26 protein-coding genes are annotated in these 23345 nt (G+C 68.7%); 10 read left to right on the top strand and 16 right to left on the bottom strand.

Going from position 1 to position 23345, the window contains the following annotated elements:
* Positions 1 to 5 precede the first annotated feature (5 nt).
* The 11 genes from Asera_RS13700 to Asera_RS13650 form a co-directional block, all read right to left on the bottom strand.
* Positions 6 to 587 (bottom strand): Dps family protein, encoded by a 582-nt coding sequence (locus Asera_RS13700; RefSeq protein ID WP_030449592.1) that lies wholly within the window; start codon positions 585 to 587, stop codon positions 6 to 8.
* Positions 588 to 778: 191 nt separating this feature from the next.
* Positions 779 to 1264: a hypothetical protein gene (locus Asera_RS33070; RefSeq protein ID WP_244843865.1), complete on the bottom strand. Its 486-nt coding sequence runs from the start codon at positions 1262 to 1264 to the stop codon at positions 779 to 781.
* Between the two features lie 359 nt (positions 1265 to 1623).
* Positions 1624 to 2223, bottom strand: a complete 600-nt coding sequence (locus Asera_RS13690) for a sulfite oxidase-like oxidoreductase (protein WP_030449590.1) — start codon at positions 2221 to 2223, stop codon at positions 1624 to 1626.
* Positions 2224 to 2283: 60 nt separating this feature from the next.
* Positions 2284 to 4005: an aa3-type cytochrome oxidase subunit I gene (gene ctaD / locus Asera_RS13685; RefSeq protein ID WP_425305944.1), complete on the bottom strand. Its 1722-nt coding sequence runs from the start codon at positions 4003 to 4005 to the stop codon at positions 2284 to 2286.
* 91 nt (positions 4006 to 4096) lie between these two features.
* Positions 4097 to 4636, bottom strand: coding sequence for a peptide-methionine (S)-S-oxide reductase MsrA (msrA, locus tag Asera_RS13680; protein WP_030449589.1), 540 nt, complete (start codon positions 4634 to 4636; stop codon positions 4097 to 4099).
* Between the two features lies 1 nt (position 4637).
* The gene (msrB, locus tag Asera_RS13675; RefSeq protein ID WP_030449588.1) at positions 4638 to 5090 is read right to left on the bottom strand and encodes a peptide-methionine (R)-S-oxide reductase MsrB; all 453 of its coding nucleotides are present in this window, start codon (positions 5088 to 5090) and stop codon (positions 4638 to 4640) included.
* The gene (locus tag Asera_RS13670) at positions 5087 to 5560 is read right to left on the bottom strand and encodes a DUF5709 domain-containing protein (RefSeq protein WP_030449587.1); all 474 of its coding nucleotides are present in this window, start codon (positions 5558 to 5560) and stop codon (positions 5087 to 5089) included. The genes msrB and Asera_RS13670 overlap by 4 nt, the downstream gene beginning before the upstream one ends.
* 51 nt (positions 5561 to 5611) lie before the next feature.
* Positions 5612 to 5944: a thioredoxin gene (gene trxA / locus Asera_RS13665; RefSeq protein WP_030449586.1), complete on the bottom strand. Its 333-nt coding sequence runs from the start codon at positions 5942 to 5944 to the stop codon at positions 5612 to 5614.
* A gap of 102 nt (positions 5945 to 6046) precedes the next feature.
* Positions 6047 to 6820 carry an SDR family NAD(P)-dependent oxidoreductase gene (locus tag Asera_RS13660; protein ID WP_030449585.1) on the bottom strand — a complete coding sequence of 258 codons (774 nt, stop codon included), beginning with the start codon at positions 6818 to 6820 and terminating at the stop codon, positions 6047 to 6049.
* Positions 6821 to 7070: 250 nt separating this feature from the next.
* Positions 7071 to 7730, bottom strand: coding sequence for a TetR/AcrR family transcriptional regulator (locus tag Asera_RS13655; RefSeq protein ID WP_157035181.1), 660 nt, complete (start codon positions 7728 to 7730; stop codon positions 7071 to 7073).
* A gap of 433 nt (positions 7731 to 8163) precedes the next feature.
* Complete coding sequence (locus tag Asera_RS13650) at positions 8164 to 9669, bottom strand: amidase (protein ID WP_212804579.1); 1506 nt, start codon at positions 9667 to 9669, stop codon at positions 8164 to 8166.
* Positions 9670 to 9823: 154 nt separating this feature from the next.
* Here Asera_RS13650 and Asera_RS13645 point away from each other — a divergent pair, with 154 nt between their 5' ends.
* The 7 genes from Asera_RS13645 (at position 9824) to Asera_RS13615 (ending at position 15094) form a co-directional block, all read left to right on the top strand.
* Complete coding sequence (locus Asera_RS13645; RefSeq protein WP_084132808.1) at positions 9824 to 10570, top strand: TetR/AcrR family transcriptional regulator; 747 nt, start codon at positions 9824 to 9826, stop codon at positions 10568 to 10570.
* 320 nt (positions 10571 to 10890) lie between these two features.
* Complete coding sequence (locus Asera_RS13640) at positions 10891 to 11496, top strand: sulfite oxidase-like oxidoreductase (protein WP_030449581.1); 606 nt, start codon at positions 10891 to 10893, stop codon at positions 11494 to 11496.
* The gene (locus Asera_RS13635; RefSeq protein ID WP_030449580.1) at positions 11466 to 12212 is read left to right on the top strand and encodes a ferredoxin reductase; all 747 of its coding nucleotides are present in this window, start codon (positions 11466 to 11468) and stop codon (positions 12210 to 12212) included. The genes Asera_RS13640 and Asera_RS13635 overlap by 31 nt, the downstream gene beginning before the upstream one ends.
* Positions 12209 to 12493: a DUF6510 family protein gene (locus tag Asera_RS13630; protein ID WP_030449579.1), complete on the top strand. Its 285-nt coding sequence runs from the start codon at positions 12209 to 12211 to the stop codon at positions 12491 to 12493. The genes Asera_RS13635 and Asera_RS13630 overlap by 4 nt, the downstream gene beginning before the upstream one ends.
* A 484-nt stretch (positions 12494 to 12977) precedes the next feature.
* Complete coding sequence (locus Asera_RS13625) at positions 12978 to 13349, top strand: GNAT family N-acetyltransferase (RefSeq protein WP_051803025.1); 372 nt, start codon at positions 12978 to 12980, stop codon at positions 13347 to 13349.
* A gap of 549 nt (positions 13350 to 13898) precedes the next feature.
* The gene (locus tag Asera_RS13620; protein WP_035298660.1) at positions 13899 to 14177 is read left to right on the top strand and encodes a hypothetical protein; all 279 of its coding nucleotides are present in this window, start codon (positions 13899 to 13901) and stop codon (positions 14175 to 14177) included.
* A 278-nt stretch (positions 14178 to 14455) separates the two neighbouring features.
* Positions 14456 to 15094, top strand: a complete 639-nt coding sequence (locus Asera_RS13615; RefSeq protein ID WP_157035180.1) for a sigma-70 family RNA polymerase sigma factor — start codon at positions 14456 to 14458, stop codon at positions 15092 to 15094.
* A 39-nt stretch (positions 15095 to 15133) separates the two neighbouring features.
* On the opposite strand, the gene Asera_RS13610 is transcribed toward Asera_RS13615, so the two are convergent.
* The 4 genes from Asera_RS13610 to Asera_RS13595 all read right to left on the bottom strand — a co-directional run bounded on the left by Asera_RS13610 (position 15134) and on the right by Asera_RS13595 (position 19293).
* Positions 15134 to 15763, bottom strand: a complete 630-nt coding sequence (locus Asera_RS13610) for a TetR/AcrR family transcriptional regulator (protein WP_030449576.1) — start codon at positions 15761 to 15763, stop codon at positions 15134 to 15136.
* Complete coding sequence (locus Asera_RS13605) at positions 15747 to 15914, bottom strand: hypothetical protein (protein ID WP_157035179.1); 168 nt, start codon at positions 15912 to 15914, stop codon at positions 15747 to 15749. The genes Asera_RS13610 and Asera_RS13605 overlap by 17 nt, the downstream gene beginning before the upstream one ends.
* Before the next feature lie 146 nt (positions 15915 to 16060).
* Positions 16061 to 17302, bottom strand: a complete 1242-nt coding sequence (locus Asera_RS13600; RefSeq protein WP_211255791.1) for an HNH endonuclease family protein — start codon at positions 17300 to 17302, stop codon at positions 16061 to 16063.
* Between the two features lie 602 nt (positions 17303 to 17904).
* Complete coding sequence (locus tag Asera_RS13595) at positions 17905 to 19293, bottom strand: glycosyltransferase family 39 protein (RefSeq protein WP_051803023.1); 1389 nt, start codon at positions 19291 to 19293, stop codon at positions 17905 to 17907.
* 259 nt (positions 19294 to 19552) lie between these two features.
* Here Asera_RS13595 and Asera_RS13590 point away from each other — a divergent pair, with 259 nt between their 5' ends.
* The 3 genes from Asera_RS13590 to Asera_RS13580 are packed head-to-tail and all read left to right on the top strand — an operon-like array spanning position 19553 to position 21986.
* The gene (locus Asera_RS13590) at positions 19553 to 20041 is read left to right on the top strand and encodes a GntR family transcriptional regulator (RefSeq protein WP_051803022.1); all 489 of its coding nucleotides are present in this window, start codon (positions 19553 to 19555) and stop codon (positions 20039 to 20041) included.
* On the top strand, positions 20038 to 20952 hold the full coding sequence (locus Asera_RS13585; protein ID WP_030449572.1) for an ABC transporter ATP-binding protein: 915 nt from the start codon (positions 20038 to 20040) through the stop codon (positions 20950 to 20952). The genes Asera_RS13590 and Asera_RS13585 overlap by 4 nt, the downstream gene beginning before the upstream one ends.
* Positions 20949 to 21986 carry an ABC-2 transporter permease gene (locus tag Asera_RS13580; RefSeq protein WP_212804575.1) on the top strand — a complete coding sequence of 346 codons (1038 nt, stop codon included), beginning with the start codon at positions 20949 to 20951 and terminating at the stop codon, positions 21984 to 21986. Before Asera_RS13585 ends, Asera_RS13580 begins: the two co-directional genes overlap by 4 nt.
* A 10-nt stretch (positions 21987 to 21996) precedes the next feature.
* On the opposite strand, the gene Asera_RS13575 is transcribed toward Asera_RS13580, so the two are convergent.
* A complete protein-coding gene (locus Asera_RS13575; protein WP_030449570.1) occupies positions 21997 to 23070 on the bottom strand; it encodes a hypothetical protein in 1074 nt (357 codons plus the stop codon).
* Positions 23071 to 23345: the final 275 nt, after the last annotated feature.

The following is a 23345-nucleotide window of genomic DNA, read 5'->3' as shown; positions in this document are numbered from 1 at the left end:
GGTGTTCAGGTGTGCACGAGCGGGGTGTCCACCAGGTGCTCGGCAAGGAACCACGCCTGCAGCTCACCGGTGCGGATCACGTTCGACACGAGCACGTCGTTGGTGCCGTCGTCACCGAGCTCGGCGGTACGCTTCGCGGCATCGTGCGCGTCGTTCAGGATGATCTCGTGCGCCTCCAACAGCCGGGACAGCATCGCCGGGACCTTCTCGACGCCATCCGGCGGGCGAGGCACCTGAGTGATCTCGGCGGCGTGCCGCGGGTCACCGACCGCCACTCCGCCGAGCGTCTGCACCCGCTCGGCGACGGTGTCGATCAGCGCCAGCTGCTCACCGGCATGCTTGTCCAGCAACAGATGCAGCTGGTAGAACGTCGGTCCGCGCATGAGCCAGTGATGCTTCTTGTAGAGCGCGTGCAGCATCTGCGCGTCGGCGAGCACCCGGTTGAGCCGCTGACAGGAGTACATTCGCGTGTCTCGCGACAAGCCCAACGGGAACAGCCGCACGGTCCCGAACTCCTGAATCTCCGTACCGTGCTCGTGCAGCCATGGCTGGCTCGAGGTGACCACCTCGTCGTGCACCGAACTCATCGGTGTCCTCTCTGGTCGTGGGGACCCGTCCCCGTCCGGCGATCGCGCGAACGGGCACTGTTGTCGTGGTGTTAGTGACCCCGTCGCGCCCATTTATTACGAGGCTCTGGTCGCCGGTGACGACGATGGCGTCGTCAGCGAGTTGCGTTGCCTCCGCCGGCGATCAGCACCCTCCACCTCGCCGCCTCCCCTCATCGGTACCGGCCGTCATAGCGCGCGCCGCTGCGGGTGTCGGTGAAGCTGACCCCCACTGGCGTCCCGTCCTCGACGATCCACCGAACCGCATACTCCGCCCGGTATGTCGGCGGCCAGAACGACTCGAAGGTTCCATCACCCACCACCGACCAGTCACCGGCCGACGAACCGCCGTTCTCGACGTAGGTCGTTCGGCCCGCGGGGGTGAACGTCTGTGTGGCGCCGTCGTCGAACACGAACTCCGCAGCGGTCAGCGCGGCGGTCATCTCCGCCGCGCTCACCAGCTGGCCGTCCACGACGTCCTTACCGGAATGAAAACGGTTCATCGAACTCTCCTGCCATCGGTCCTGGGAAACCTGGTCAACCTTCAGGATCAGTTGCGGCCGGCCGTGGCGCCGCCAGCTATGTCGAGGATCGCGCCAGTCGTCCAGCTCGAGACGAGCGACAAGAGGAAGGTGATCGTCGCGGCAGTGATCGGCCACGCGTCACCCGGACGCGACAGGACCGCAAGGGCATCGTCCAGTTTCTGCCCGGGACGGCCGATGATCACCGCGCTGCCGCCCCGACGATCACGTCCTCCGCGGTCTTGCGCCGATTCCGCTGCTGCCACCAACGACCACCACGTTGCGGCCTTCGAAGTTCTCCCTCATGGCACTTGATCCTTCGTCGTCCGACCAGTACGTGGATCGCGGCAGGAGTCCGTGACCGCTGACGCCGATCGATCGGTCAGAGGACCGAACAGCCCGTGGTGCGTCCCTGCCCTAGTCTGGTGACAGCCCAGCGCGGCGTCTTACCTCGTCAACGGATCGGCGCGCCACGTTGAGGAACGAGACGGCGAGGGTCAATCGCCGGCGTAGCGCTGCTCGCGCCACGGGTCGCCGTAGTTGTGGTAGCCGCGCATCTCCCAGAACCCGGGCTCGTCATGGTCGAGCAGGTGGATGCCGCGAACCCACTTGGCCGACTTCCACAGGTAGAGATGCGGTACGAGCAACCGCGCCGGCCCGCCATGCCGGGCGCCGAGGTCCTGGCCGTCGTAGCGGAAAGCGATCCACGCCTTCGCCCCCAACAGATCGGCCAGCGGCAGGTTGGTCGTGTAGGCGTCGTACGTGTGCACCAACGCATGGTCGGAAACCGCGGGGATCGCGTCGAACAACGTGTCCAGCGAGACGCCTTCCCAACGACTGGCAAGCTTCGACCACTTGGTGACGCAGTGCAGGTCTGCGGTGAACTGCTGGCGGGGCAGGTCCATGAACTCGTCCCACGACCAGACATGTCGCCGCCGGTCGGCGTCGGTGATGACGAACTGCCACGTGTCGGTGGGCACTCTCGGAGTTGGCCCCGCCGTCAGTACAGGGAAGTCATCGGTCAGGTGCTGCCCGGGCGGCAGCGTCACCGCACTGTCGTGACGCCGTGGCCGAAACCCACGGTTGAAGATGGGCACCTGTGCCCCCCTCTCACTGGAACGACGCTACGCGGATCGGGTGGGCTGCAACGGCGGAGCTCATCTCGTGTCCTCCGAGCCCGAGACCGAGGCAGGTGTCGGCGGGCGACCGACGGGTTCGACGAGCTCGGGATATTTCAGGTCGAAGGCCGGGCGTTCGCTGCGGATGCGTACCATCCGGTCGAAGTTGCGCAGCGGCGGCGGGCAGCTGGTGGCCCACTCGAGCGAGTTGCCGTAGCCCCACGGGTCGTCGACCTCGACGACCGGGCCGCTCTTGTACGACTTGTACACGTTCCACGCGAACGGCAGCATCGACAGCCCAAGGATGAACGCGCCGATGGTCGACACCATGTTGAGTGCGGTGAAGCCGTCGGCGGCCTGGTAGTCGGCGTAGCGGCGGGGCATGCCCTCGGCGCCGAGCCAGTGCTGCACCAGGAAAGTGGTGTGGAAACCGATGAAGGTCAGCCAGAAGTGCAGCTTGCCGAGTCTGTCGTCCATCATCCGGCCGGTCATCTTCGGGAACCAGAAGTAGACCCCGGCGTAGACGGCGAACACGATCGTGCCGAACAGCACGTAGTGGAAGTGCGCCACCACGAAGTACGTGTCGGTGACGTGGAAGTCGACGGCGGGCGAGGCGAGCAGCACCCCCGACAGTCCACCGAGCAGGAACGTGATCAGAAAACCCAGGGCGAACATCATCGGAGTCTCGAACGTGAGCTGGCCCCGCCACATGGTGCCGATCCAGTTGAAGAACTTCATCCCGGTGGGGATGGCGATCAGGAACGACATGAACGAGAAGAACGGCAGCAGTACCTGCCCGGTGGCGAACAGGTGGTGTGCCCACACGGTCATCGACAGCGCCGCGATCGCGACGGTGGCCCCGATCATGCCCTTGTAGCCGAACAGCGGCTTGCGGCTGAACACCGGGATCACCTCGGAGATGATCCCGAAGAAGGGCAGGGCGATGATGTAGACCTCCGGATGGCCGAAGAACCAGAACAGGTGCTCCCACAGCATCGGCCCGCCCGTGCTGGCGTCGAAGACGTGAGCACCGATCTTCCGGTCGGCGACCGCTGCCGACAGGGCGGCGGCCAGCGTGGGGAACACCATGAGTACCAGCATGCTGGTGACCAGGATGGTCCAGGTGAACATCGGCATCCGGAACAACGTCATGCCCGGCGCGCGCAGCGTCACGATCGTGGTGACCATGTTGACCGCGCCGAGGATGGTACCCAGGCCGGAGATGATCAGGCCGACGAACCACAGGGTGGCACCGGCGCCCGGCGAGTTCGCCACGCCGGCGAGCGGCTGGTAGGCGGTCCAGCCGAAGTCGGCGGCGCCGCCCGGGGTCGCAAACCCCGCGACCACCAGCGTGCTGCCCAGCAGGTACAGCCAGTAGGCGAACGCGTTGAGGCGCGGGAACGCCACGTCGGGCGCGCCGATCTGCAGCGGCACGATGTAGTTGGCGAACGCGAACACGATCGGGGTCGCGAACATCAGCAGCATGATCGTGCCGTGCATGGTGAACAGCTGGTTGTACTGCTCGGGCGACAGGAACTGCATGCCCGGCCGGGCCAGCTCGGCGCGCATCAACAGCGCCAGGAAGCCGCCGACGGCGAAGAACACGAAAGCGGTGACCATGTACATGATCCCGATCTGCTTCGCATCGGTGGTCCGGATCGTGCGTGCCAGCCACGAGCCGCGCGGGGCCTCGTGTACCGGCCACGGCCGAGTCACGATCGGCCGCGGCACAGGAACGGGGTTCTTGGCGGTGGTAGTCACGAGGCTCCTCCTGGATCGTGACCCGGGCAGCGTGATGCCCGTCCAGCGCGGGATGCGCTTCAGCGCGTCCCGTCCGGCCATGGTCTTTCGGCTAGGAAGCCTCGGCAGTCGAGCCGGACCCCGAGGACGGCAGCCGCCACTCGGGCCGCACGAAGTGGCAGGTGTACCCGGACGGGAAGGTCTGCAGGTAGTCCTGGTGCTCGGGTTCGGCCTCCCAGAACGGCCCCGCCTTGGTCACCTCGGTGACGACCTTGCCTGGCCAGATTCCTGACGACTCGACGTCCGCTATCGTGCGCTCGGCAACGTCCTTCTGCTCGTCGTCGAGGTAGAAGATCGCCGAACGGTAGGACGTCCCGACGTCGTTGCCCTGGCGGTTCTTCGTGGTGGGATCGTGGATCTGGAAGAAGAACTCGAGGATCTGACGGTACGTGACGACCGCGGGGTCGAAAACGATCTCGATCGCTTCGGCGTGGCTGCCATGGTGGCGATACGTGGCATTGGGCACGTCACCGCCGGTGTACCCGACGCGCGTGGTGACGATGCCGGGCTGCTTGCGGATCAGCTCCTGCATCCCCCAGAAGCAGCCACCTGCCAGGATCGCCTTCTGCAGGTCTCCGGTGTCGCTGCTCATGTCATGCATCTTCCTTCTCGAACAGGTGTCGGTAGGAGCCGTACCCCTTCGCCTCCAGTTCGGCGGCGGGGATGAACCGTAGCGACGCAGAGTTCATGCAGTACCGCTGCCCGCCGGCCGCCGCGGGCCCGTCGTCGAACAGGTGCCCGAGATGGCTGTCGCCATGGGCGGAGCGCACTTCGGTACGGACCATGCCGAGGCTGCTGTCGCGCTTGGTGACCACGTTCTCAGCCTCGAGCGGCTTCGTGAAGCTCGGCCAGCCCGTGCGGCTGTCGTACTTGTCCGTCGATGCGAACAACGGCTCGCCGGACACCACGTCGACGTAGATGCCCGGCTCCTTGTTGTCCCAGTACTCGTTCTGGAACGCCGGTTCCGTCCCGCCCTCCAGCGCGACCCGACGCTGTTGCGCTGTCAGGCGAGCAACCGCTTCCGGATCCTTGCGATAAGTCGTCACCGTAGGCCCTCCTGGTCTTCGTCGTCCTCGTCATCTTCGCGCTCGGGCACGATGTGGATCGCCGCCTCTTCGGCCGATGCGGCGCCGCCGTCGATCCCGGTGTCCAATGCCCACTGGTCGGAGCCGGCGTCAGCCGGGTCCAGTTCCGCGCCGACCAGGCGGCCGGCCCGGAGGTCACCGACCTGGTCGTCGATCGGCTCGCCATCGGTGTCGACGGCGTCACCGATGCCGTCGCCGGCCACGTCGTTCACCCGGTCGGGCAGCTCGCGGGCGAGTCGATGTGCGAGGTCCTCTCCGCGCGCCGCTTCGGCGGCCGTCAGTCCCCACCGGTCGATCTCCCAGGGTCGCTCGTTCGGCGAATAACCCGTCTCCGGGTCGTACTCCGTCTCCTCGTCGTCGAGCCCTTCCTGCGGGCGCAGCAGGCTCGCGTCGCCATCAGATTCGGCGGTTGGCTCCATGGCCGATGTCATGCGAAGTCCCTCCCGGACCAGTGCGCCGCGCCGCGGTGGTGACGCCGCGGCTCAGACCACGTACTTGCCGATCTGCTCCCAGATCGACTCCTTTGGCTGCGCGCCGACCACCGCGGCGACCATCGCGCCGTCCTTGAACAACGCCATGAACGGAATGGACATGACCTTGTAGCGTGCCGTCGTCTCGGGGTTCTCGTCGATGTTGAGCTTGCCGATTCGCATCGTGCCGGCCTGCTCGACAGCCAGCTGCTCCAGCACCGGCGCGACCAGCTGGCACGGCTGGCACCAGTCGGCCCAGAAGTCGACGAGGATGGGAACCTCGGAACCCAGTACGTCGTCAGCGAACGTGCCGTCGGTGACCTTCGTGATCTGTTGCGCTGGCATCTGCCACCTCCACGTCATCAGTGGTCGATCCTCGGTGGTCGGTCATGGGCATCGTCCCGATCATCGGTCGGGCGCGACCCGGTGTGGCGCGACGCGGGCCGATCAGTTGCGGCCGGCCATCACGCCGCCGTCGACGTCCCACACCGCGCCGGTGACCCAGTCTGCTTCGGCCGAGAGCAGGAAGCTCACGGTCGAGGCGATGTCTCGTGCCGTGCCCACCCGGCCGAGGGGATGAAAGCCGTCGAACCCGGCGAGCGTCTCGTCGATCTTGTCCTTGGGGATGAATCCCTCGTACAGCCGGGTCCTGACCACCGCGGGCGCCACCGCATTGACCCTGATGTGATGGGGCGCCAGTTCGAGCGCGAGGTTCTTGGTGAGGGCGTGCACGCCGGCCTTGGCCACCGAGTAACCGGACGACGGAGTGACACCGATCGCCTGGTGCGCCCACATGCTGCCGATGTTGACGATCGCCCCACCGGCAGCGCGCTCGATCATACTCCGTGCCACGGTCTGGGTCAGGAAGAAGATCGCCCGAGTCAGCTCGGCGTAGGAGTCGTAGAAGTCACCGTCGTAGTCGAGGAACGGCTTCGGGATGAAGAACCCGGCAGCATTGACCATCAGCGTCGCGTCGGCGTGATCGGCGGCGAGCTGTGATCGCACCTCGTCGACCTGGGCACGGTCGGCGAGATCGGCCACGATGCCGTACGCGGTGCCCTTGTTGTTCAGCTCCTTGACGGTGTCGTCGACGAGCGTGCGGTCGCGTCCGACGATCACGGCGCTGCCGCCCCCGGCGACGACGTCGATCGCGGTCTCCTTCCCCATGCCGCTGCTGCCACCGACAGCCACCAACTTGTGTCCCTCGAACCGCCCTGGCATGTGTGACTCCTCTGCTGTCGCGGCACGCTGCGGGACTGGATGTCCCGGTGGAGTGCTGTTCCCTCTGTCCTTGTCTAGTGGCGCCGAAGCGGGCCGGCCTTACGTGGCGTTGCGCCGACGTACTCCGCGAGTGTCTCGCGCGCTGCGCTGGTGCCTGGCTGCTGGCATCTCGGGCGGAGGATCGTCGGTTGGATCGGGCAAAGCGGCCGTCGATTCGTGGGCCAGTGTCCGCGTTGCGTGCTGATGCGCCTCACGGGGCCATCGGTTCGGCGGCAAAGGACTCGATGAAGTCGAGCACCCCGTGCAGGGCATGATGCAGCGGCGCGACGTCCCGTTTGACCTGGGCGAGCAGGGCACCACCCTGGTGAGCGGCGATCAGCGCGGTCGCCAAGGACTCGACGGGCGCGTCCGGAACGAGTACGCCTCGCGACTGCATGGCCGCCAGGCCGGAGCGCACCACGCTCCACCACCGATCGAACCCGGACGCCAGCTCGGCGCGTGTCTCCGTGTCGCACACTCCGAGCTGACCCGCGAGTCCGCCCAGGCGGAAACCGATGACGAAGTCGAGTGCCCGCTGCATGTCGACGTGCCGGTCCGCCCACGCGCGCAGCGCCTCGAAGGAGTCCAGGGCGACAGTGCCCGCCTGCGTGTTGAACTCGATGACCCGATCCGACTGCCAGGCGATCACCGCGCGCACGAGCGCTCGTTTGGTCGGGAAGTGTTCCACCATCTCGGCCTCACTGGCCCCGGCCGCGCGGCGAACCCGGTCGAGTCCAACCCGGGCCACGCCACGGTCGAACATCAGTCCGGCCGCAACGGCAACGATGTGGGCGCGGACCGCGCGAGACGATGTCGCTGCGTCGAAGGCGCCTACCTCGGGCAGATTCGTGTTCACGACCGCCTCGCCCACGCGTCACCACACTCGCTGGTTATCGCTCGGCGGCCACCGCCAGTCCAGCCAGCAGCGCGGTACAGGCGACCGCATCGCGGCGGATTCAGGGTAGAAGATGTGCTGGTTCGGTACGCGGCTCCTGTCTGTGCAACGTGGCTTCGTCGCCTGACACGGCGAGCCCGCATGGTTCGAAGGCCCGACAGCCGTGGCGGCTGCATGTCACTCCTCTCACGACCCCGCATCGTGCAACGCCGGGGCCACATCATGACCGTGCACGCCGGTCGCATTCGAGCGCTCCTCCAATGTAATGGGACGCATGACCCACTATCAATAATGGGTGCTACACCCCATTCCGCCTGCGAATCCACGACCACCCCGGCACGCTGGTCCTGCGGTGGCGTCCGCGCGGCACGACCCCGATCGATGCGATCGACGGTGATACTCGTCCCAGTCAATCCGGGTTGACGATCAGCGACAGGCCTCGCCGCGCGAGACCCGCGAGGTCCGGACGCCGCCGGCCTGCCGCGTTCGCGCGTTCGAAGGCTCTGCCGATGGCCAGCAGGCGTCGTTCCTCACGGTGGGGCCCGACCAGTTGTACCCCGACGGGTAGACCGGTCGGCGTGAACCCCGCCGGCAACGCCAGCGCCGGGCAGCCGGTCATGCTGATGGCGTACGCGATGCGCAGCCAGTCCAGGTGGCTGGTCTGCGCTGCCCCATCGATCGTAGGCGGGAACTCCTGCTCGATGGGGAACGGCGGCGTCGCCGCCGCCGCGGTGACGAGCAGGTCGTAGCGGTCGAAAAACACAGCGGCGCGCTCATGCAGGCGCGCCTGTGTCTCCAGGGCCGAGGCGATGTCACGACCCGACAGCCACTGGCCTTCCTCTATGTTCTGGACGAGGCTGGGCGGAAGAGACTCGCGATGGCGCCTGATGGTGTCGTCGAGCAGGTACGCCAGGGTCCAGGAACGGAGCGTCCGAAACGCCTCGTCGGCGCCGTCGAAGTCGATGCAGGCGTCCTCGACGATGCATCCGAGCTCGGCCAGGATGCTCGCCTGGCTCGCCACGACGGCGCGCACCTGGCGGTCGACGGCAACCGTGCCGGCCAGATCAGGTGCGAGCGCGACCCGCACCCCGGTCAGGTCCGCCGGGTCGATCCGCGCGAACTTGGCCGGGTCGGCGTCCAGGGCCAGCGGCATTGCCGGGTGCGGACCTGCCATGATCGACAGCAGCAGGCCGACGTCGTCGACGGTTCGCCCCATCGGCCCCGTAACGGACAGTGGCTGCCAGCCGAAGCCGGACCGGGCGTTGGGTACGCGGCCGGCCGCGGGCCTGAGCCCGACCACGTTGCAGAACGACGCCGGGTTGCGCAGCGAACCCGCAAGGTCGGAGCCTTCACACACCGTCGCCATGCCCGTCGCGAGTGCCGCCGCCGTTCCACCGCACGAGCCGCCCGCCGCTCGCGCCGGAGCGTAGGGGTTGCTGGTCGACTCGAACAGCGCGTTTCGCGTGTGGGCTCCGAAGCCAAATTCGGACACGTTGGTCTTGCCGAGCACGATCGCACCGGCCGCGCGGATTCGAGCGACGACGGGGTCATCGTGCTCGGCCACGTTGCTCGCATACAGCGCGGACCCGTAGGTGGTACGCAGCCCAGCGACGTCGTGCACGTCCTTCACCGCGGCCGGCAGCCCGTGCAGCGGGCCGCACGGCTCACCCCGGGCCAGCGCGGCGTCCGCGGCGGCGGCCTCGGCCAGGGCACGTTCCTCGTCGACCGAAACGACCGCGTGGACCGCGGGGTCAACCGCCGCGATGCGGTGCAGATGTGCCGTGATCAGCTCGGTGGCCGAGATCTCTCGGGACCGGATCAGTGCCGACTGCTGCCGCATCGAGAGCAGGCACAGATCGTCGTTGGCGCCGAAGGTCCCGGCGCTTCGCGCTGCGCCTTCCGGCTGGTCGGACACGGTTGCAGCATAGCCGTGTCTCGCTGCGACGCGACCGTGGACGCAGCAGCAACTCCGGTGACGCGATCCTGTCACCGAACAGCTGCCCGGTTCTCGCTATCATGCGGGTACGCCCGACCGAGCCATCGTCTCACCCACCTGGTAGGTCACCGACATGTCTTCGTCCTTCGCTGCCGCCGCCGGCGAACCGGAGTCGACGGCCGGGAGTCCACTGACTCGCAAGGGGCAGGCGACTCGGGCTCGGATCGTGGCGGCCGCCGCTGAACTGATCTTCCAACGCGGCGTGGCGAGCACCAGCATCGATGACGTTCGGCGGGAGGCAAGGGTCAGCGGGTCGCAGATGGCCCACTACTTCCGCGACAAGCGCAGCCTGGTGCGGGCGGTGATCGAGTACCAGCGCGACGTCGTGGTGGGCTTGGCCACCCAGCCACGGCTCGGCCGGCTGGACACGTTCGAGTCGCTGCGGCTGTGGGCCGACCTCAACGTCGAGAAGGTCCTGGACCAGGACCTGATCGGTGGATGTTCGTTCGGTTCACTGGCGGGCGAGTTGGCCGAGTCCGATTCGACGATGCGGTCCGACCTGGCCAGCGGGTACGACCAGTGGGCCGGTGTCATCCGGGCCGGGCTGACCGCCATGCGTCGCCGCGGCGAGCTCCGGGCAGACGCCCGACCCGACACGCTCACCTCCGTCCTGCTGGCCGCGCATCAGGGTGGCTCGCTGCTCAGCCAGATCAAGCGCGACGTGAAACCGCTGCGCGACGCGCTCAACGCCGCGCTGGCGTACGTGCACTCGTTCGCCCCCGAGGACGTCGCTCTACCAAGCCCGCGACGCCTGCGGCCCGGCGCGGCACAGGGCCGATCGCTGCAGCGGTCGACGTGGCCGGCCGCCCAACCCTCCTGACTCCGCGGCTGGTCGACACGCTCGGGTACGGGGGGGTACCGACCACGATGCGCTTCCCGGCCAGGTCGGCTCTCCGGCACGACAGCGGCCCAGGCACGCGGGGCACCTGCCTGACCACGACGCGGTTCGCGGGGTGAAGGAGGCGATGCCGGTCACGTAAAATTGGGTCAGAGATCCCAATAACCTGTTAGGCTCGGCTCGTTGGGGTCGGTCCGCGACCTGCACGTGAGGGCGGGCGCCCGCGTTACCTGTCTGCTCGGTGGCCGGCGTTCGCCGTAGCGATCGGCCGTCTTCCATCTCGGTCACAGGGAAGGAGCCAGATGCCGCACGTCTCTCGGGGGTTCGCCGGTCGGGCCGCACCGAGGTCGGCTCATCAGCTGCCACCGGGTCAGCATGACGCCGGGGACTACTTCCCGGTCCTGACCGCCGGTGGGGTGCCACGCCTCGGTACCGAGGGCTGGGACTTCACCGTCCAGGGCCAGGTCGACGAGGTCCAGCGATGGACCTGGGAGGAGTTTCGCGAGCTTCCCCGGGAGTCGATCACCGTCGACATCCACTGCGTGACCAGCTGGTCGAAGTTCGACACCCGCTGGGAAGGGGTTTCGATCGACACGTTGCTCGACGGCGTGGACACCGCCGCCGAGTACGTGGTGGCCTTCAGCGACGGCGGATACACCACGAACCTGCCGTTGGAGGACCTCACCGACGGCAGGGCATGGATCGTCGACACCTACAACGGGGAACCGCTCAGCCCCGAGCATGGCGGGCCCGCTCGCCTGCTGGTGCCTCACCTGTACTTCTGGAAGTCCGCGAAGTGGATCCGAGGGCTTTCGCTCAACCTCGTCGACGAGCCCGGCTTCTGGGAGAACTTCGGCTACCACAACTACGGAGACCCATGGCAGCAACAGCGCTACGCCGGCGACTGAGCTGGCAACTCGCCACGGTCGAGGCCATCTCCCGCGAAACGCACCGAGTCCGCCGGATCCATCTGGCGCTCACCGGCTGGCCTGGCCACCGTCCCGGCCAGCATGTCGACGTGCGGCTGACGGCGGAGGACGGGTACACGGCACAACGCAGCTACTCCATCGCCTCGGCGCCCAGCCATTCCGGGGTGGACCTCATCGTCGAACGACTCGACGACGGCGAGGTGTCACCGTACCTGACCGAGGTTCTGCAGCCCGGTGATCAACTCGAACTGCGTGGCCCGATCGGCGGCTACTTCGTCTGGCCCGAGCACCGGACCGAGCCGGTTCAACTCATCGCCGGGGGCTCGGGCGTCGTGCCGTTCCTCGCGATGATCGCGCACCACCAGTCCACCCACAGCACCACGCCGCTGAGCCTGCTCTATTCGGTTCGTAGCGAACACGAACACATCGGTTGCCCCGAACTGGCACCGCGACCGGGCCTCGACGTCACGGTCACCTACACCCGCACGGCGCCACCCGGATGGGTCGGCCCGACCGGTCGGCTGGACCGCTCGAAGCTCGAACGCCACCTCGTCGGTACGGAACGGCACCCGGCCATCTTCGTCTGCGGCTCGACGCCGTTTGTCGAAACCGTGGCAACAGGGCTGCTCGCGCTCGGCTACCCGAGCAGTTCGGTCAAGACGGAACGATATGGTGGAACAGGAGACCGCACATGAACGCGCAAGATCGCCTGGACGGCAACGTGCTGGGCGGCCCACTCGCCGACTTCTTCCAACCCGACGTCACCGCCGCGACGATCGACTGCGCGCACTGTGGCAGTGCCGCGATCCTGGCGGAGTACGACGTCTACCCGGATGCGCCTGCCCTCGTCGTCCGGTGCCCGACCTGCGCGCGTGTCGTCCTGCGCGTCGCGTCCGACCAGTTCGGCCTGCGACTCGAGATGTCCGGGGTTCGCCTGATGAGCCTGCCGGCCCCCGATCGCGATGGGCTCGCGTAATCGAGCCACTCGCACGACGGGCGCCCGGCCGAACCACGAACCGATCCGGCCATGGCGGGCACCGGACCCAAACCCTCGACGCTGCTCGCCGCGCCGCGCCGCGTCGACCGCGCGCGAGCACCTGGATCTCGCCGCGTAGGTCCAGCTTGTCACCGTGATTCGGTCACACGCTTAGCAGAGATCGACCATGTGGTCGGTGATGCCCTCGACGGCCCCCTCCTCGCCTCCGAGTGCGTCGGATGCGCGAGATGTTGCTGCGCCCACTCGTCCGGATTTCGTGCGGCACCAGGTAAGACGCCGACGACCGGCGGCACCAAGTAGGAGCGCAGGTATGCCGCGTCTGCCTGCACCGCGACAGGAGGACATGCGCATGAAGGCAGGTCGACAACCTTCCTGAGCCCTCGCTCGGCGAGATGCCGTTGATCCAGTCACACCTGCCACGACCGTGAACTGCCCGATGGCTGGCCACGAAGGGACGCCCACGATGACCGACCCCACCAAATCCACCACGAACAAGGGAATCGACACCTCGCGTGCCGAGCCGCTGGACCTCACCGTGATCAACGACGAACAAGCCGGCGTCTACGGCGCCTTCGTCGGCGACCGAGAGATTGCCGGGCTGCCCTACACCGTCGCCGGCCCCGACCGACTGGTGCTACTGGCAACTTCGGTGTTTCCCGAGTTCCGCCACCGGGGTGTCGGCACGGAGCTGGTCCGACGCGCACTCGATGACATTCGTACGCGGGGCAAGACGGTCACCGTCATGTGCCCGATCGTTCGCAGCTTCGTCGACGACAACCCTCGGTACGCCGACCTGATCGACGCCCAACACCCCGGGGTGACCAGGCCGCGCTAGCCGGACACCCGTTCAGCAGCCCGGCAGAGAGAGCCGGGAGCAGATCCGTTGTGCTGTAGTGCCGCCGAACCGCGGGAGCCGAAGGATCGCAGAAGGGCGCGGCTCGGTCGCGATGCGGCGCCGGTGAGCCGGGTCAGCCGCGGCAGCACGGCCGGCTCACCTTCTCGTCGCGGTCGTCTCCCCGGTGTCGGTGTTCACCGCAGTAGGTTCGACCATCCCGATCGCAGTCATGCTCGAACTTGCCGTCCGCGCCGGCGGCGCCGTTGTCGGCGGCTCCGGCACCTTGGTCCAGTTCGGGCCCTTGCGCTGAAACCTGTTTCCACCAGGCGTTCGTGCCCGCGCTGGCCGCACCTCGATCCGGCCGGACAAACCCGAGTGGAGAGCGACCCGACGACGTGGCCAGCACCGCACGACACGTCGGGGTGTTGCGAACCACATCATTGAGGGTCGACGGCTCGCCAACTGGTCTCTGGTGTCAGCCGAGAGCGCCAGCCGGCCGCGCGTCGGATGGTCCGGGCCCAACTCCCCGGGACGAATCAAGGAGAAGACGTGGGTAGCAGCACGCAGCACGAACCGCCTGACCCGCCGAGTGATCCGTGGGCTCGCCTAGATGCATTTCTGCGGACCGACCCGCGCGACGCCGGCTGCGACGAGACGATGGAGATGCTCGACGTCTACGCGGAACTGCTTGCTTCTGGGCACCATCCGAGCGAGCGGTTCCCCGGCCTACGCGCTCACCTGCTGGCCTGTGGGCCGTGCTCCGAGAATCTGGAGGGGCTGCTCGCGGCCATCACCGACGAACCGCCCTCCGGACCAAGCACCTCGTGAGTCACACACCGTGGCTCACGAGCCACGTCGCCAAGACAGGTAGCGGCGGCCGGGCCATGCTCCACACGGACGAACCGAGACCTGCAGTGCCACCATCGGGGCGCGTGGCGCCGCACCGGTCCATAATGGTCTCTACAGTCCAATCCGAAGGTCCAACTCTCCGTCTTACACTCGCTTGCATGGACTATATAGTCCAGTCTACGGTGGGTGCGCTGAGCGTCGGGGGACCACCTGACCAGCGCGTTCACAGATTGTGATGCCTGGCGAAAGAGGCGGCAGTGAACTACCCGGAGATCGATCAAGAGAGCCGTCGGTGGGTACGTGATCTTGCACGTGTCGGCCCGGCCCGAGAAGCCGCGTGTCGGGAGTTGTATCCGTTGTTGCTCCGGGTCGCGAAGTCGGAGGCGCGCAGGCGTGCCCCGACGTTGGCACTCGACGGTCCCGAGCTGGAGGACATCGCGCACCAGGCGGCTGCCGACGCGATGATGGCCATCAGCGAGCGCCTGGACAGGTTCCGGGGCGAGGCCAAGTTCACCACCTGGGCAAGCAAGTTCGTCATCTTCAATGTGGCGACCAAGATGAACCGTCACTTCTGGCGTCGCCACGAGGTCCCCTACGAGCAGGAGGACTGGTCAGCGCTCGCCTCACGGTTCGCGGCCGGCCCGGACGACCAGGCGCAAGCCAGGGAGTTCGCTGCCGCAGTCTCCGCAGCGGTCGAGGAGAGCCTGTCCGAACGTCAGCGTGTCGTTTTCGTTGCCACGGTCGTCAACGGCATGCCGATGGACGTCCTCGCCGACGAGTTGGGCTCGACGCACAACGCGCTCTACAAGGTGCTCTTCGACGCCCGGCAGAAGCTTCGTGCGGCGCTGGTCGCCAGCGGTCATCTCACCAGGCCGTCCGAGGCTCGATCTGCTTGACCGACGCCGGATGCTTGGTGTTTCGCGGCTGGCGGTCGATCAGGGGCCAGACAGGCTTTCGATGTGCGCAAGTGCCATATCGATCGATGTCGCCATCGGCGTCACATCATGCGCTGTCTGTGCCAACAGGTACCCGCCCTGGAGAGCACCCATCAGTCCGGTCGCAAGCCGCTCGACCGACGCCTCGGCCGGGAGCTCACCGCCGTCCTGAAGCCGGCGCAACACGCCGGCCAGGAGTGTCTGCCACTCGCTGAACAAGTCGGACAGGGCCTTGCGGGCGAGATCATCATGATCGGAGACCTCAGTAGCCAGCGCCCCCAGCGCGCAACCGTAGGCTCCATGCCGCAGAGCGTTGTTCTGCACCAGCGCATCCCGCCACCGGCGCAGGCCCCGAAGCGTCGAGAGATGGCCAAGTGCGGCGCGTTCACGCTCGATGACGCGCTCACCGACGAGGTCGACCACGGCACGCACGAGCGCGTCCTTGCCCTCGAAGTGGTGGTACAACTGCGACTTGCTGACTCCACTGGCCGCAAGAACGTCGTCGAGCGTGGTGCCCCCGACCCCCTGGCCGTACATCAGGTCGGCTGCCGCGGCGACGATCCTTGCCCGAGTCCTCGCACCGCGCACAGTCAGGCGCCGACCATCCTGGGGGTCAGCGGTCGTCGTCATCGGTCCATGTTACCGACCAGGCTGCGCGCGGCGCTCGGTCGCAGCCTGAGAGCAGCTCTTCGTAGGTGGGCATCGGCGGTTTCGCGATCACCGAGCCTGGGTTGTGTGCCCATTGGCTGTAGAACATGAACTTCTGAGTTGCGACGTTCACGCCGGTACTCCTCTCGCGCTCACTGCGAACGGACAGCGTCGGTCGTGTGGCTGGCACGGACGCGCTCGTCGCGCGGGCGCAGGGACCCCACCACGCCTCGACGAGTTCGGCCCGTGTCCGCACCTGCCGTTCACATCGGTGCTGTTTCAACTGGCGGAGCGCCAGCGGGGTTGGTCGCCGTTCTTGCTGGTGCAGCGCATCGGGGTGCCGCGGTCGGTGACACCGACGGCTCCTTTCGGGGAGCAGAACGCGCCGGGGTGCACGACCGTCTGCCCGCCGCCGTCATCGGCCGGCGGTGGCGCCTGTGTCGTAGGCGGTGCGTGGGTCGCGGGCGGCGCGTGGGTCGCGGGCGGCGCGTGGGTCGCGGGCGGCGCCTGGGTCCTGGCGGGGCGCGGTGACGGCGGCGCGGCCGCGGTGGTACGGGGCTGGGACCCGACACCGCCGCACTGGCGCAGCGTGGAGGCCATCGCGTCGTGTTCGGCGCGGGTCACCCAGAGGCCGTAGCGGGCCTTGACGGTGATCTGGTCCGCGACGTACGCGCAGTCGAACGAGCGGTGGGGCGGCAGCCACTGCGAGGCGTCCTGGTCGCCCTTGGACTCGTTCGCCGACCCGCTGACCGCGAGCAGTTCGATCGGATCGTTGGCCAACTGCTCCCGCTGGCTCGGCGACATGCCTTGCGCGCCGGTACGCCACGCGTCCGCGAGCGCGACCACGTGGTCGATCTCGACCGCGTCGGACGTGCCTTCGCCGCGGTGAAAGCTGATGACGGTGCCGGTGTACTGGTCGCGAAGCGCGCCGGACATCACGACGCAGCCGTGCGTACCGGCCCGCACGACGAGGTTGGCCAGGTCGCGGCGCAGGATGTCGTTGCGGGTGTCGCAGCCGTTGTGGTCGGTGTCGATCCAGCCGTGCCCGAACATGTCCCGGCTGTAGCCCGCCATCGATGCGGCGGGCTCGACCGGCAGCTTCGCGAGCGCGGCGAGCGCGGCGGAGGCCGACGTACCGCTCGCCGGCTTCCCCGGCGGCGCCGCGGCCGGTGGTGCGGTACCGGGAGCCGTCGTGCCGGGCGCTGCCGTGGGCGGCGCACTGGTCGTCGGACGGGGAGCCGCCGGGGTGGTCGGGTGGTGCCGGGGACTCGCCGGCGACGTCGTCGGATCGTGGCTGGGCGCCTCCGTGGGCTCCGGCGCGTGGCCCACCGCACGGGTGTTGGCCGGCGTGGGGCTGCTGCTCGGGTCGGGTGCGGGCAGAACACCGGTGGCCCCCAGGATGCCCAGCGTGCAGAACACGACGAACAGACCGCCCAGCACCGATCCCGTGGTGATCAGGATTCGACGCAGGGTCGGATGTCGCCTGGGCGGCGGCAACTGCGGGCCTATGGGAACCGTCACGGCACTCACCTACTGTGCTGGCGAGTAGAGCGTGCAGCCAGACGCGGGACGCGAATGGCAGCGACGCCATCATGCGAGCTGCGGACCCGCCGCTACCATCGGATTAGCGGTCAGTAATCACGAGCGTTCGTTCAGTGAAAGCGGTCCGAGTACCCGCGGCCGTAAGGCGATCATCCACATGTCCCGGCGCGCGGTGCCGTGAGGACAGTTGGCCCGGCTGAGTAGTCGTCGAGGACGGCACTTCGCCTCGGAGAATCCTTCCCTGGCCAGCACAGCAACCGGCCAGAGTGTCCTCAAACGTCCCGGACCGATACCGAGTCGCTCTCGCGTCGATAAACCGACATAGAACAGCGGCCGGCCGTGACCGACCGCATGATGCTGGTGTTGCCGTTTCACCGGCGCCGTCGGTCGGCACGGTCGAGCGTGCAGTGGCCGCACCGAGCCGTTTCGGCGGGCCCGCGCTGCTCATCATGCTTGCCATGGCCCTGTCCCCGTGCCGGCCACCGTCTCCCGTTGACTGATCCGGCCGCCGTAGGCGCCACGACCATCACGGACCGGACCGACGCGGCGCCCTCCTCGCGAGGAGACAGGTGCCGGACCGCTCAGGGCTTTGGCGTCAGTAGCAGGACGGTCAGCGTCTGCGGAAGCAGCCAACTGCGTTCGACCCGGTAGTGGCGGGCGAGTTCGGTAGCGGGTGCGACGGAGTCGCCGGTGGCGTCGAACGGGTGCGCCGCATGGTCTCCTCGCCGCACGTACCACAGCCGGGTGGCGCCGCCGAGGTTCCGGTAGGTGGGCGGGCGTGGCGTACCGGTGTACCACCCCACCCGTGCGGCGTCCGCGTATGCCAGCGGCGTACTGAAGGCACGGCCTGGTTGGTAGTAGCACATCATCAGCGGCGTGGTCCAGCTGTCGGCCCGGTAGATCAGCCCGTCGCCGGGCCGCCAGTGGTCGGCGATCAGCACGGCGGCAGCCCGCGTGTCGAACCCGTGGCCGTCGGGGCGTCGGATCGACTCGTCTCGGGGTATGCCCGCCACGGTCACCGACGCCAACAGCACGGCCAACGGGATCGGTGCGCGCAGCAGCTCCGCTGCGCACCGGCCGGCCAGGATCGTCCAGGCGGGCACCACCAGCACCGCGTACCGGGGAACCCAGATTGCCGTGGCCAGCAGCAGGGTGATCGGGGCCAGCGCCCACACCGCAAGCACTCGGCGGGACCGGCCCGCGACGGCGACGCCGCAGCCGACCAGTACCCCCAGCAGCAGGACCAGGCTCGGCGAGCCGACGAGTTCCCGGCTGGCGGTGTCGACGAAGCCGGTGAAGCCGATGGTGTCGACCCAGTCGAGCTGATGGCGCTGGAGATAACCGACGTGGACCAGCGGCATCAGCGCGAGGATCGCGACGGCCAGTGGGCCCGCCGTTCGAAGGATGCTGGAGCGCAACCGGCGGGCGTGCCGGATGAGCAGGTAGAGGTGTACTGGCAGGATCGCGGCGCAGGCGACCAGATGCAGGCAGCCGAGCAGTATCACCGACAGGGCGTACGCCAGCCGTGTCGTTCGTCGGGCGCGCCGGGGCCCGGTGACGCACAGCAGCAGGTGCAGCGAGACGCAGCCCAGCAACATGACGACTCCGTAGACACGCGCGGTCTGGGCGACCTGCGTGGCCGCGGGCAGCACGGCCAGCAGCAGCCCGGCCAGTACGCCGGTGCGAGTGTCGGCCAGTCTCGCGCCGAGCATCGTCGTCGTGCCGGCCGTGGCGGCGACCGCGAGCGCGCTGGGCGTTCGCAGCGCCACTTCGCTGTAGCCGAACAGCTGGCACCAGGCGTGCAGGGCGAGGTAGTAGAGGCCGAGGACCGCATCCACGTGGGTCAGTAGGTGCACCAGTTGGGGCAGGGTGCGCGAGACGGCGCTCCAGGTCGCGAGTTCGTCGGTCGACAGCGCGGGCCGTCCGATGGACAGACAGCTCACCGTCAGCGACAGAGCCGATGCCGGCACTGCGACGAGCCACCGGACCGGTCGAGACGCGCGGCCCGCCCGGTCGGGGTTGGCGTGCTGCCGCGGGTATCCGGCTGCGGCCTCGCCGATGTCCGGCGTGCCGGCCGGTACTCGTCGCCACGGCGGGCGGGGAAGCGGCGGGCCGAACGAGGGTAATCGACGGTCGCGGTGGATGTGGCGCCTCAACGGAGTGGGCAAGGTTGCCCCAATCTTCTCGGTCGTCTGGAAGCGGGGCCCAGCCGGGCAGTACTATATAACCATGGGAATAGATAAAGATCGCGGTGATCCGGAGCACGGCGCCGAGGCGAGCCGGGCGGCGATCCGGTTCCGCCTCGACCCGGCCAGCGGCGTCCCTCCGTATCTGCAGGTGGTGCAGCAGGTGCAGCAGGCGCTGCGGCTGGGCTATCTGCGGCGGGGCGATCAGCTTCCACGGGTCAAGGACGTGGTGGCCGACCTGGCGATCAACCCGAACACGGTGCTCAAGGCGTACAAGGAGTTGGAGCATCTGGGGATCGCGTCCGGACGGCCGGGGCTGGGTACGTTCGTGGACGGCACGCCCGGCGCGGTCGGCCTGGCCGAACTCGACCGGCTCCGGCAGCAACTGGTGGCGTGGCTGCGTTCGACGCAGTCCGTCGGCCTGGACGAGCAGACCACGAACGCGCTGTTCGCCACCGCGACACGGGAGTTCTACGCCCAACCGACGGCTGCTCGTCCGCGGCGTCGGGGGCGGGGCGGCGTGGTGGCATGAACATCATCGAGTGTGCCGGCCTGGGCCGGCGGTACCGCCGGATCTGGGCCCTGCGCGACTGCACGCTGGCCATCCCGGCCGGTCACGTGGTGGCTCTGGTCGGCCCCAACGGATCCGGCAAGACCACGTTGCTGGAGCTGGTGGTGGGCCTGCGGGTGCCAAGCGCCGGCCGATTGTCGGTACTGGGTGGAGTCGCGCCGGGGTCGATCCCGGCCCTGTCCCGGGTGGCGTTCGTCGCCCAGGACGCACCGTTGTACCGGCAGCTGTCGGTGGCCGACACGCTGCGACTGGCGGCCCACCTCAACCATCGCTGGGACCACCAGTGGGCGCGGCGGCGCGTCGCGGAGCTGGCGATACCCCCTTCGGCAAAGCTCGGCGCCCTGTCCAGCGGCAAGCAGGCGCAGATCGCGGTCACCGTGGCGCTCGCCCGCCGGCCCGAGCTGTTGATCCTCGACGAACCGCTGGCCCGGCTGGATCCGTTGGCCCGCCACGAGTTCCTGGCCGCGGTACTGGAGGCGGTGGCCACCGACGGCATCTCCGTGGTGTTCTCCTCGCACGTGCTCGCCGAGCTGGACCGGGTGGCCGACTACCTGGTCGTGCTCTCCGAGGGGCATGTGCAGGTAGCCGGGGAGACCGACACCCTGGTGGCCGGGCACCGGATGCTCGTCGGCCCCACCGACCACGTCGACCTGCTACCCGCCGAGCTGCCGATCATCTCCGCCCAGCGCGCGGATCAGCAGACTCGGCTGCTGGCCCGCTGCGGCGGCGACCCACGGCCGGCGGCCGAAGCGGGATTCCGCGCCGAGCCGGTCGGCGTGGAGGAGCTGGTGCTGGCCTACCTGCGGCATCCAGACGCCACGGCACTTCCCGGGCCGTCGGGTGCCACCGAGAGCCGGGAGGTACCGGCGTGAGCGCTGCGATGACAGGGCGACCGGCCACCGGATCGGCGCCGTGGCGTCGGCTGATCTGGGTGGCCTGGCGACAACACCGGGCGATGCTGATCGCGCTGGTCATCGTGCTGGCCACCGCCGCGTGCGTACTGGTACTCACCGGGCGGAGCATGCGCGTCACCTGGCATGCGATGGGGCTGGACCGCTGCCGAGACCTCATCGGCAACGCGGGCCACGGCGGTCGCTGCGGCAGCCAGCTGTCGGTGTTCGCGGGCCGGCCACCTGCCTCCCTCGCCGACTTCGTGGTGTACGGGCTGCATCTCGTGCCACCGCTGATCGGCATGTTCGTCGGCGCGCCGTTGCTCGCGCGCGAGTTCGAAACCGGCACGGTCCGGTTCGCGTGGACGCAGGGCGTCGGCCGCCATCGGTTGGTTGCCGCCAAGATGGTGCTTCTCGCGGCGGTCGTCTGTGCCGCCACCGTCGCTCTCGGAGCGGTGTTCTCCTGGTGGTACCAGCTGTTCGACTTCGTGGACGTGCCCGGCGGACGGTGGACCGCGCCGGCCTTCGACCTGGGCGCCGGTAGCCTGGCCGGCTGGAGCCTGTTCGGGTTCGGCCTCGGTGTCCTCAGCGGAGCGGTGCTACGCCGCACCGTCGCGGCGATGGCCGCCACCGGGATCGCCTACGCGATCCCGGCGATCCTCGTTCCCTGGCTGGTACGGCCCCGGGTGCTGGCCCTGTTCCCGGTCACCTCCGCGGTGTCGGTGCCCGAGAGCAGTCCACAGCGCGGCAACCTGGTGCTGCATCGCTGGATCGTCGACGGGCACGGTACCCGCCTCGACGAGGACACCAACCCGATCTTTCCCCGCATGGCAAACATGACGCCGCACCAGATCGAGCGCTGGCTCACCGCGCACCATGCCAGCATCTGGCAGACCTACCAGCCCGCAAGCCGCCTCTGGATGTTCCAGACCATCGAAGGTGCCGGCCTGACAGTGCTCGCCGTCGCGCTCGGACTTCTCACCCTGCGGTGGCTCGGCAGGCTCACGATCCGGTAGCGGCATCGCATCAGGTGGCGGCGCCGTCGGACGGTGTCTCCGGCGGGCGCGCCCAGGTCTGCGCGATCGACTCGACGGCGGGCCGACCGCCGGCGACCGCGGCGGACAGCACCGCGCACACGATCGAGGCGGCCGGCAGGTGAGTCAGCGACAGGACGACCGTCGCGGTGAGCAGCACGCCGGCGGCGCCGAGCTCGATCGCCCGTCGGTGCCGACGCCAGCCCGGCAGGCCGGGCTCTGCGCTGCCGTCGTGGGCGAACCCCAACCAGGCGACCTCGCTGCCAACCAACGGTAAGAGCGCGGCGAGACCGTCGGCGACCCCAGCCGCCCGTTCGAGATCCGATCCGAGCATCCGGTCGGCCAGGTCGCGAAGGTGGCGGGCCAACGCTGCCGCAGTGTGTTCCTCCTGCCGCCGCGGAGACGGGAGCCGCAGGCTGCGGGCGAGGTCGGCGTCGACAGCATCCGCCGCGTTCCGCAGCCGCCGTACCGCCCTGAGCGTCGGCTCGGTCAGCCGGACCCCGTCGCGGGCTGCGGCAGCGATCTGCGCGGCGTGTACCAGGGAGAACCAGACGGCCAGCCGCAGAACCTTCCACGGCGGCCGGGATCCGCGGACCCGTGGCGGATACCCGCGCCGGGCACGCAGCCGGTTCTCGACGATGCTGTTGATCCACCGCACCAACGCCGCAACCACGGCCGCGAGCACCGCGCCGACGATCAGGCGCGCCGCGCCGGGGTCAAGGGCAGAAGGGGTACGCGCCTGCGGGTGCTGGATCAGCTGCCCGATCAGTGTTCCGAGGCCGAGCATCAGCGCCATGACGAGCGTCTGGTTGGCGAGGATCGCCAACAGCGATCGGGTGTAGGGGGTACGGATGTCGACCCACAGATCGTCGAGGTCGTCCTCGGTGACCCCGGCGCGCAGAGCGTGGGCCAGCGCCGCGTGGTACCGGTCGCGGCTGGTCCACGACGGCCACGGCGCGGTCGGCGCAAGCTCGTCGGGGTCTGCGGGCGGGTCGGGGATGTCGAGGGGCTCGGTGACCACGGTCGCCTCCTGGCGGGGTTCGGTGTCGAGCTCACGTTGAGCCACCCTCGACCGGACCTTAGAAGCATGACGCTTTGCCCCCGCGACTGGCGAGACCAGCCACGCCCCTTTCTTTCCGGTCGTGATCGAGAGGAGTCGGACCGGGTGGAAGTCCGTGGGCTGATCCGAGTCCCTGAGCAGCCAGCAGGCTGGCGCCGTCCGGATGTTTCGCCCCTGTCACCTCGCGACCGGCCCGGGCCAGATCAACGGTGCTCCGTTCCCGCGTGCGGTGCCGGGTTTGGCGAGCCGCGCACGGGGAACCTGATTGGTGGGGCCACAGC

This window comes from Actinocatenispora sera (genome assembly GCF_018324685.1).
Lineage (GTDB): Bacteria > Actinomycetota > Actinomycetes > Mycobacteriales > Micromonosporaceae > Actinocatenispora > Actinocatenispora sera.
Note: the sequence above shows the minus strand (reverse complement) of the source record. Positions and strands in the feature narration are given on the sequence as shown.

Bases quoted from the DNA above. Each gene is read 5' to 3' on its own strand.
- Asera_RS13700 (WP_030449592.1), bottom strand. From the start codon at position 587: ATGAGTTCGGTGCACGACGAGGTGGTCACCTCGAGCCAGCCATGGCTG.
- msrA (WP_030449589.1), bottom strand. From the start codon at position 4,636: ATGAGCAGCGACACCGGAGACCTGCAGAAGGCGATCCTGGCAGGTGGC.
- Asera_RS13670 (WP_030449587.1), bottom strand. From the start codon at position 5,560: ATGACATCGGCCATGGAGCCAACCGCCGAATCTGATGGCGACGCGAGC.
- trxA (WP_030449586.1), bottom strand. From the start codon at position 5,944: ATGCCAGCGCAACAGATCACGAAGGTCACCGACGGCACGTTCGCTGAC.
- Asera_RS13660 (WP_030449585.1), bottom strand. From the start codon at position 6,820: ATGCCAGGGCGGTTCGAGGGACACAAGTTGGTGGCTGTCGGTGGCAGC.
- Asera_RS13645 (WP_084132808.1), top strand. From the start codon at position 9,824: ATGTCTTCGTCCTTCGCTGCCGCCGCCGGCGAACCGGAGTCGACGGCC.
- Asera_RS13640 (WP_030449581.1), top strand. From the start codon at position 10,891: ATGCCGCACGTCTCTCGGGGGTTCGCCGGTCGGGCCGCACCGAGGTCG.
- Asera_RS13635 (WP_030449580.1), top strand. From the start codon at position 11,466: ATGGCAGCAACAGCGCTACGCCGGCGACTGAGCTGGCAACTCGCCACG.
- Asera_RS13630 (WP_030449579.1), top strand. From the start codon at position 12,209: ATGAACGCGCAAGATCGCCTGGACGGCAACGTGCTGGGCGGCCCACTC.
- Asera_RS13625 (WP_051803025.1), top strand. From the start codon at position 12,978: ATGACCGACCCCACCAAATCCACCACGAACAAGGGAATCGACACCTCG.
- Asera_RS13610 (WP_030449576.1), bottom strand. From the start codon at position 15,763: ATGACGACGACCGCTGACCCCCAGGATGGTCGGCGCCTGACTGTGCGC.
- Asera_RS13590 (WP_051803022.1), top strand. From the start codon at position 19,553: ATGGGAATAGATAAAGATCGCGGTGATCCGGAGCACGGCGCCGAGGCG.
- Asera_RS13585 (WP_030449572.1), top strand. From the start codon at position 20,038: ATGAACATCATCGAGTGTGCCGGCCTGGGCCGGCGGTACCGCCGGATC.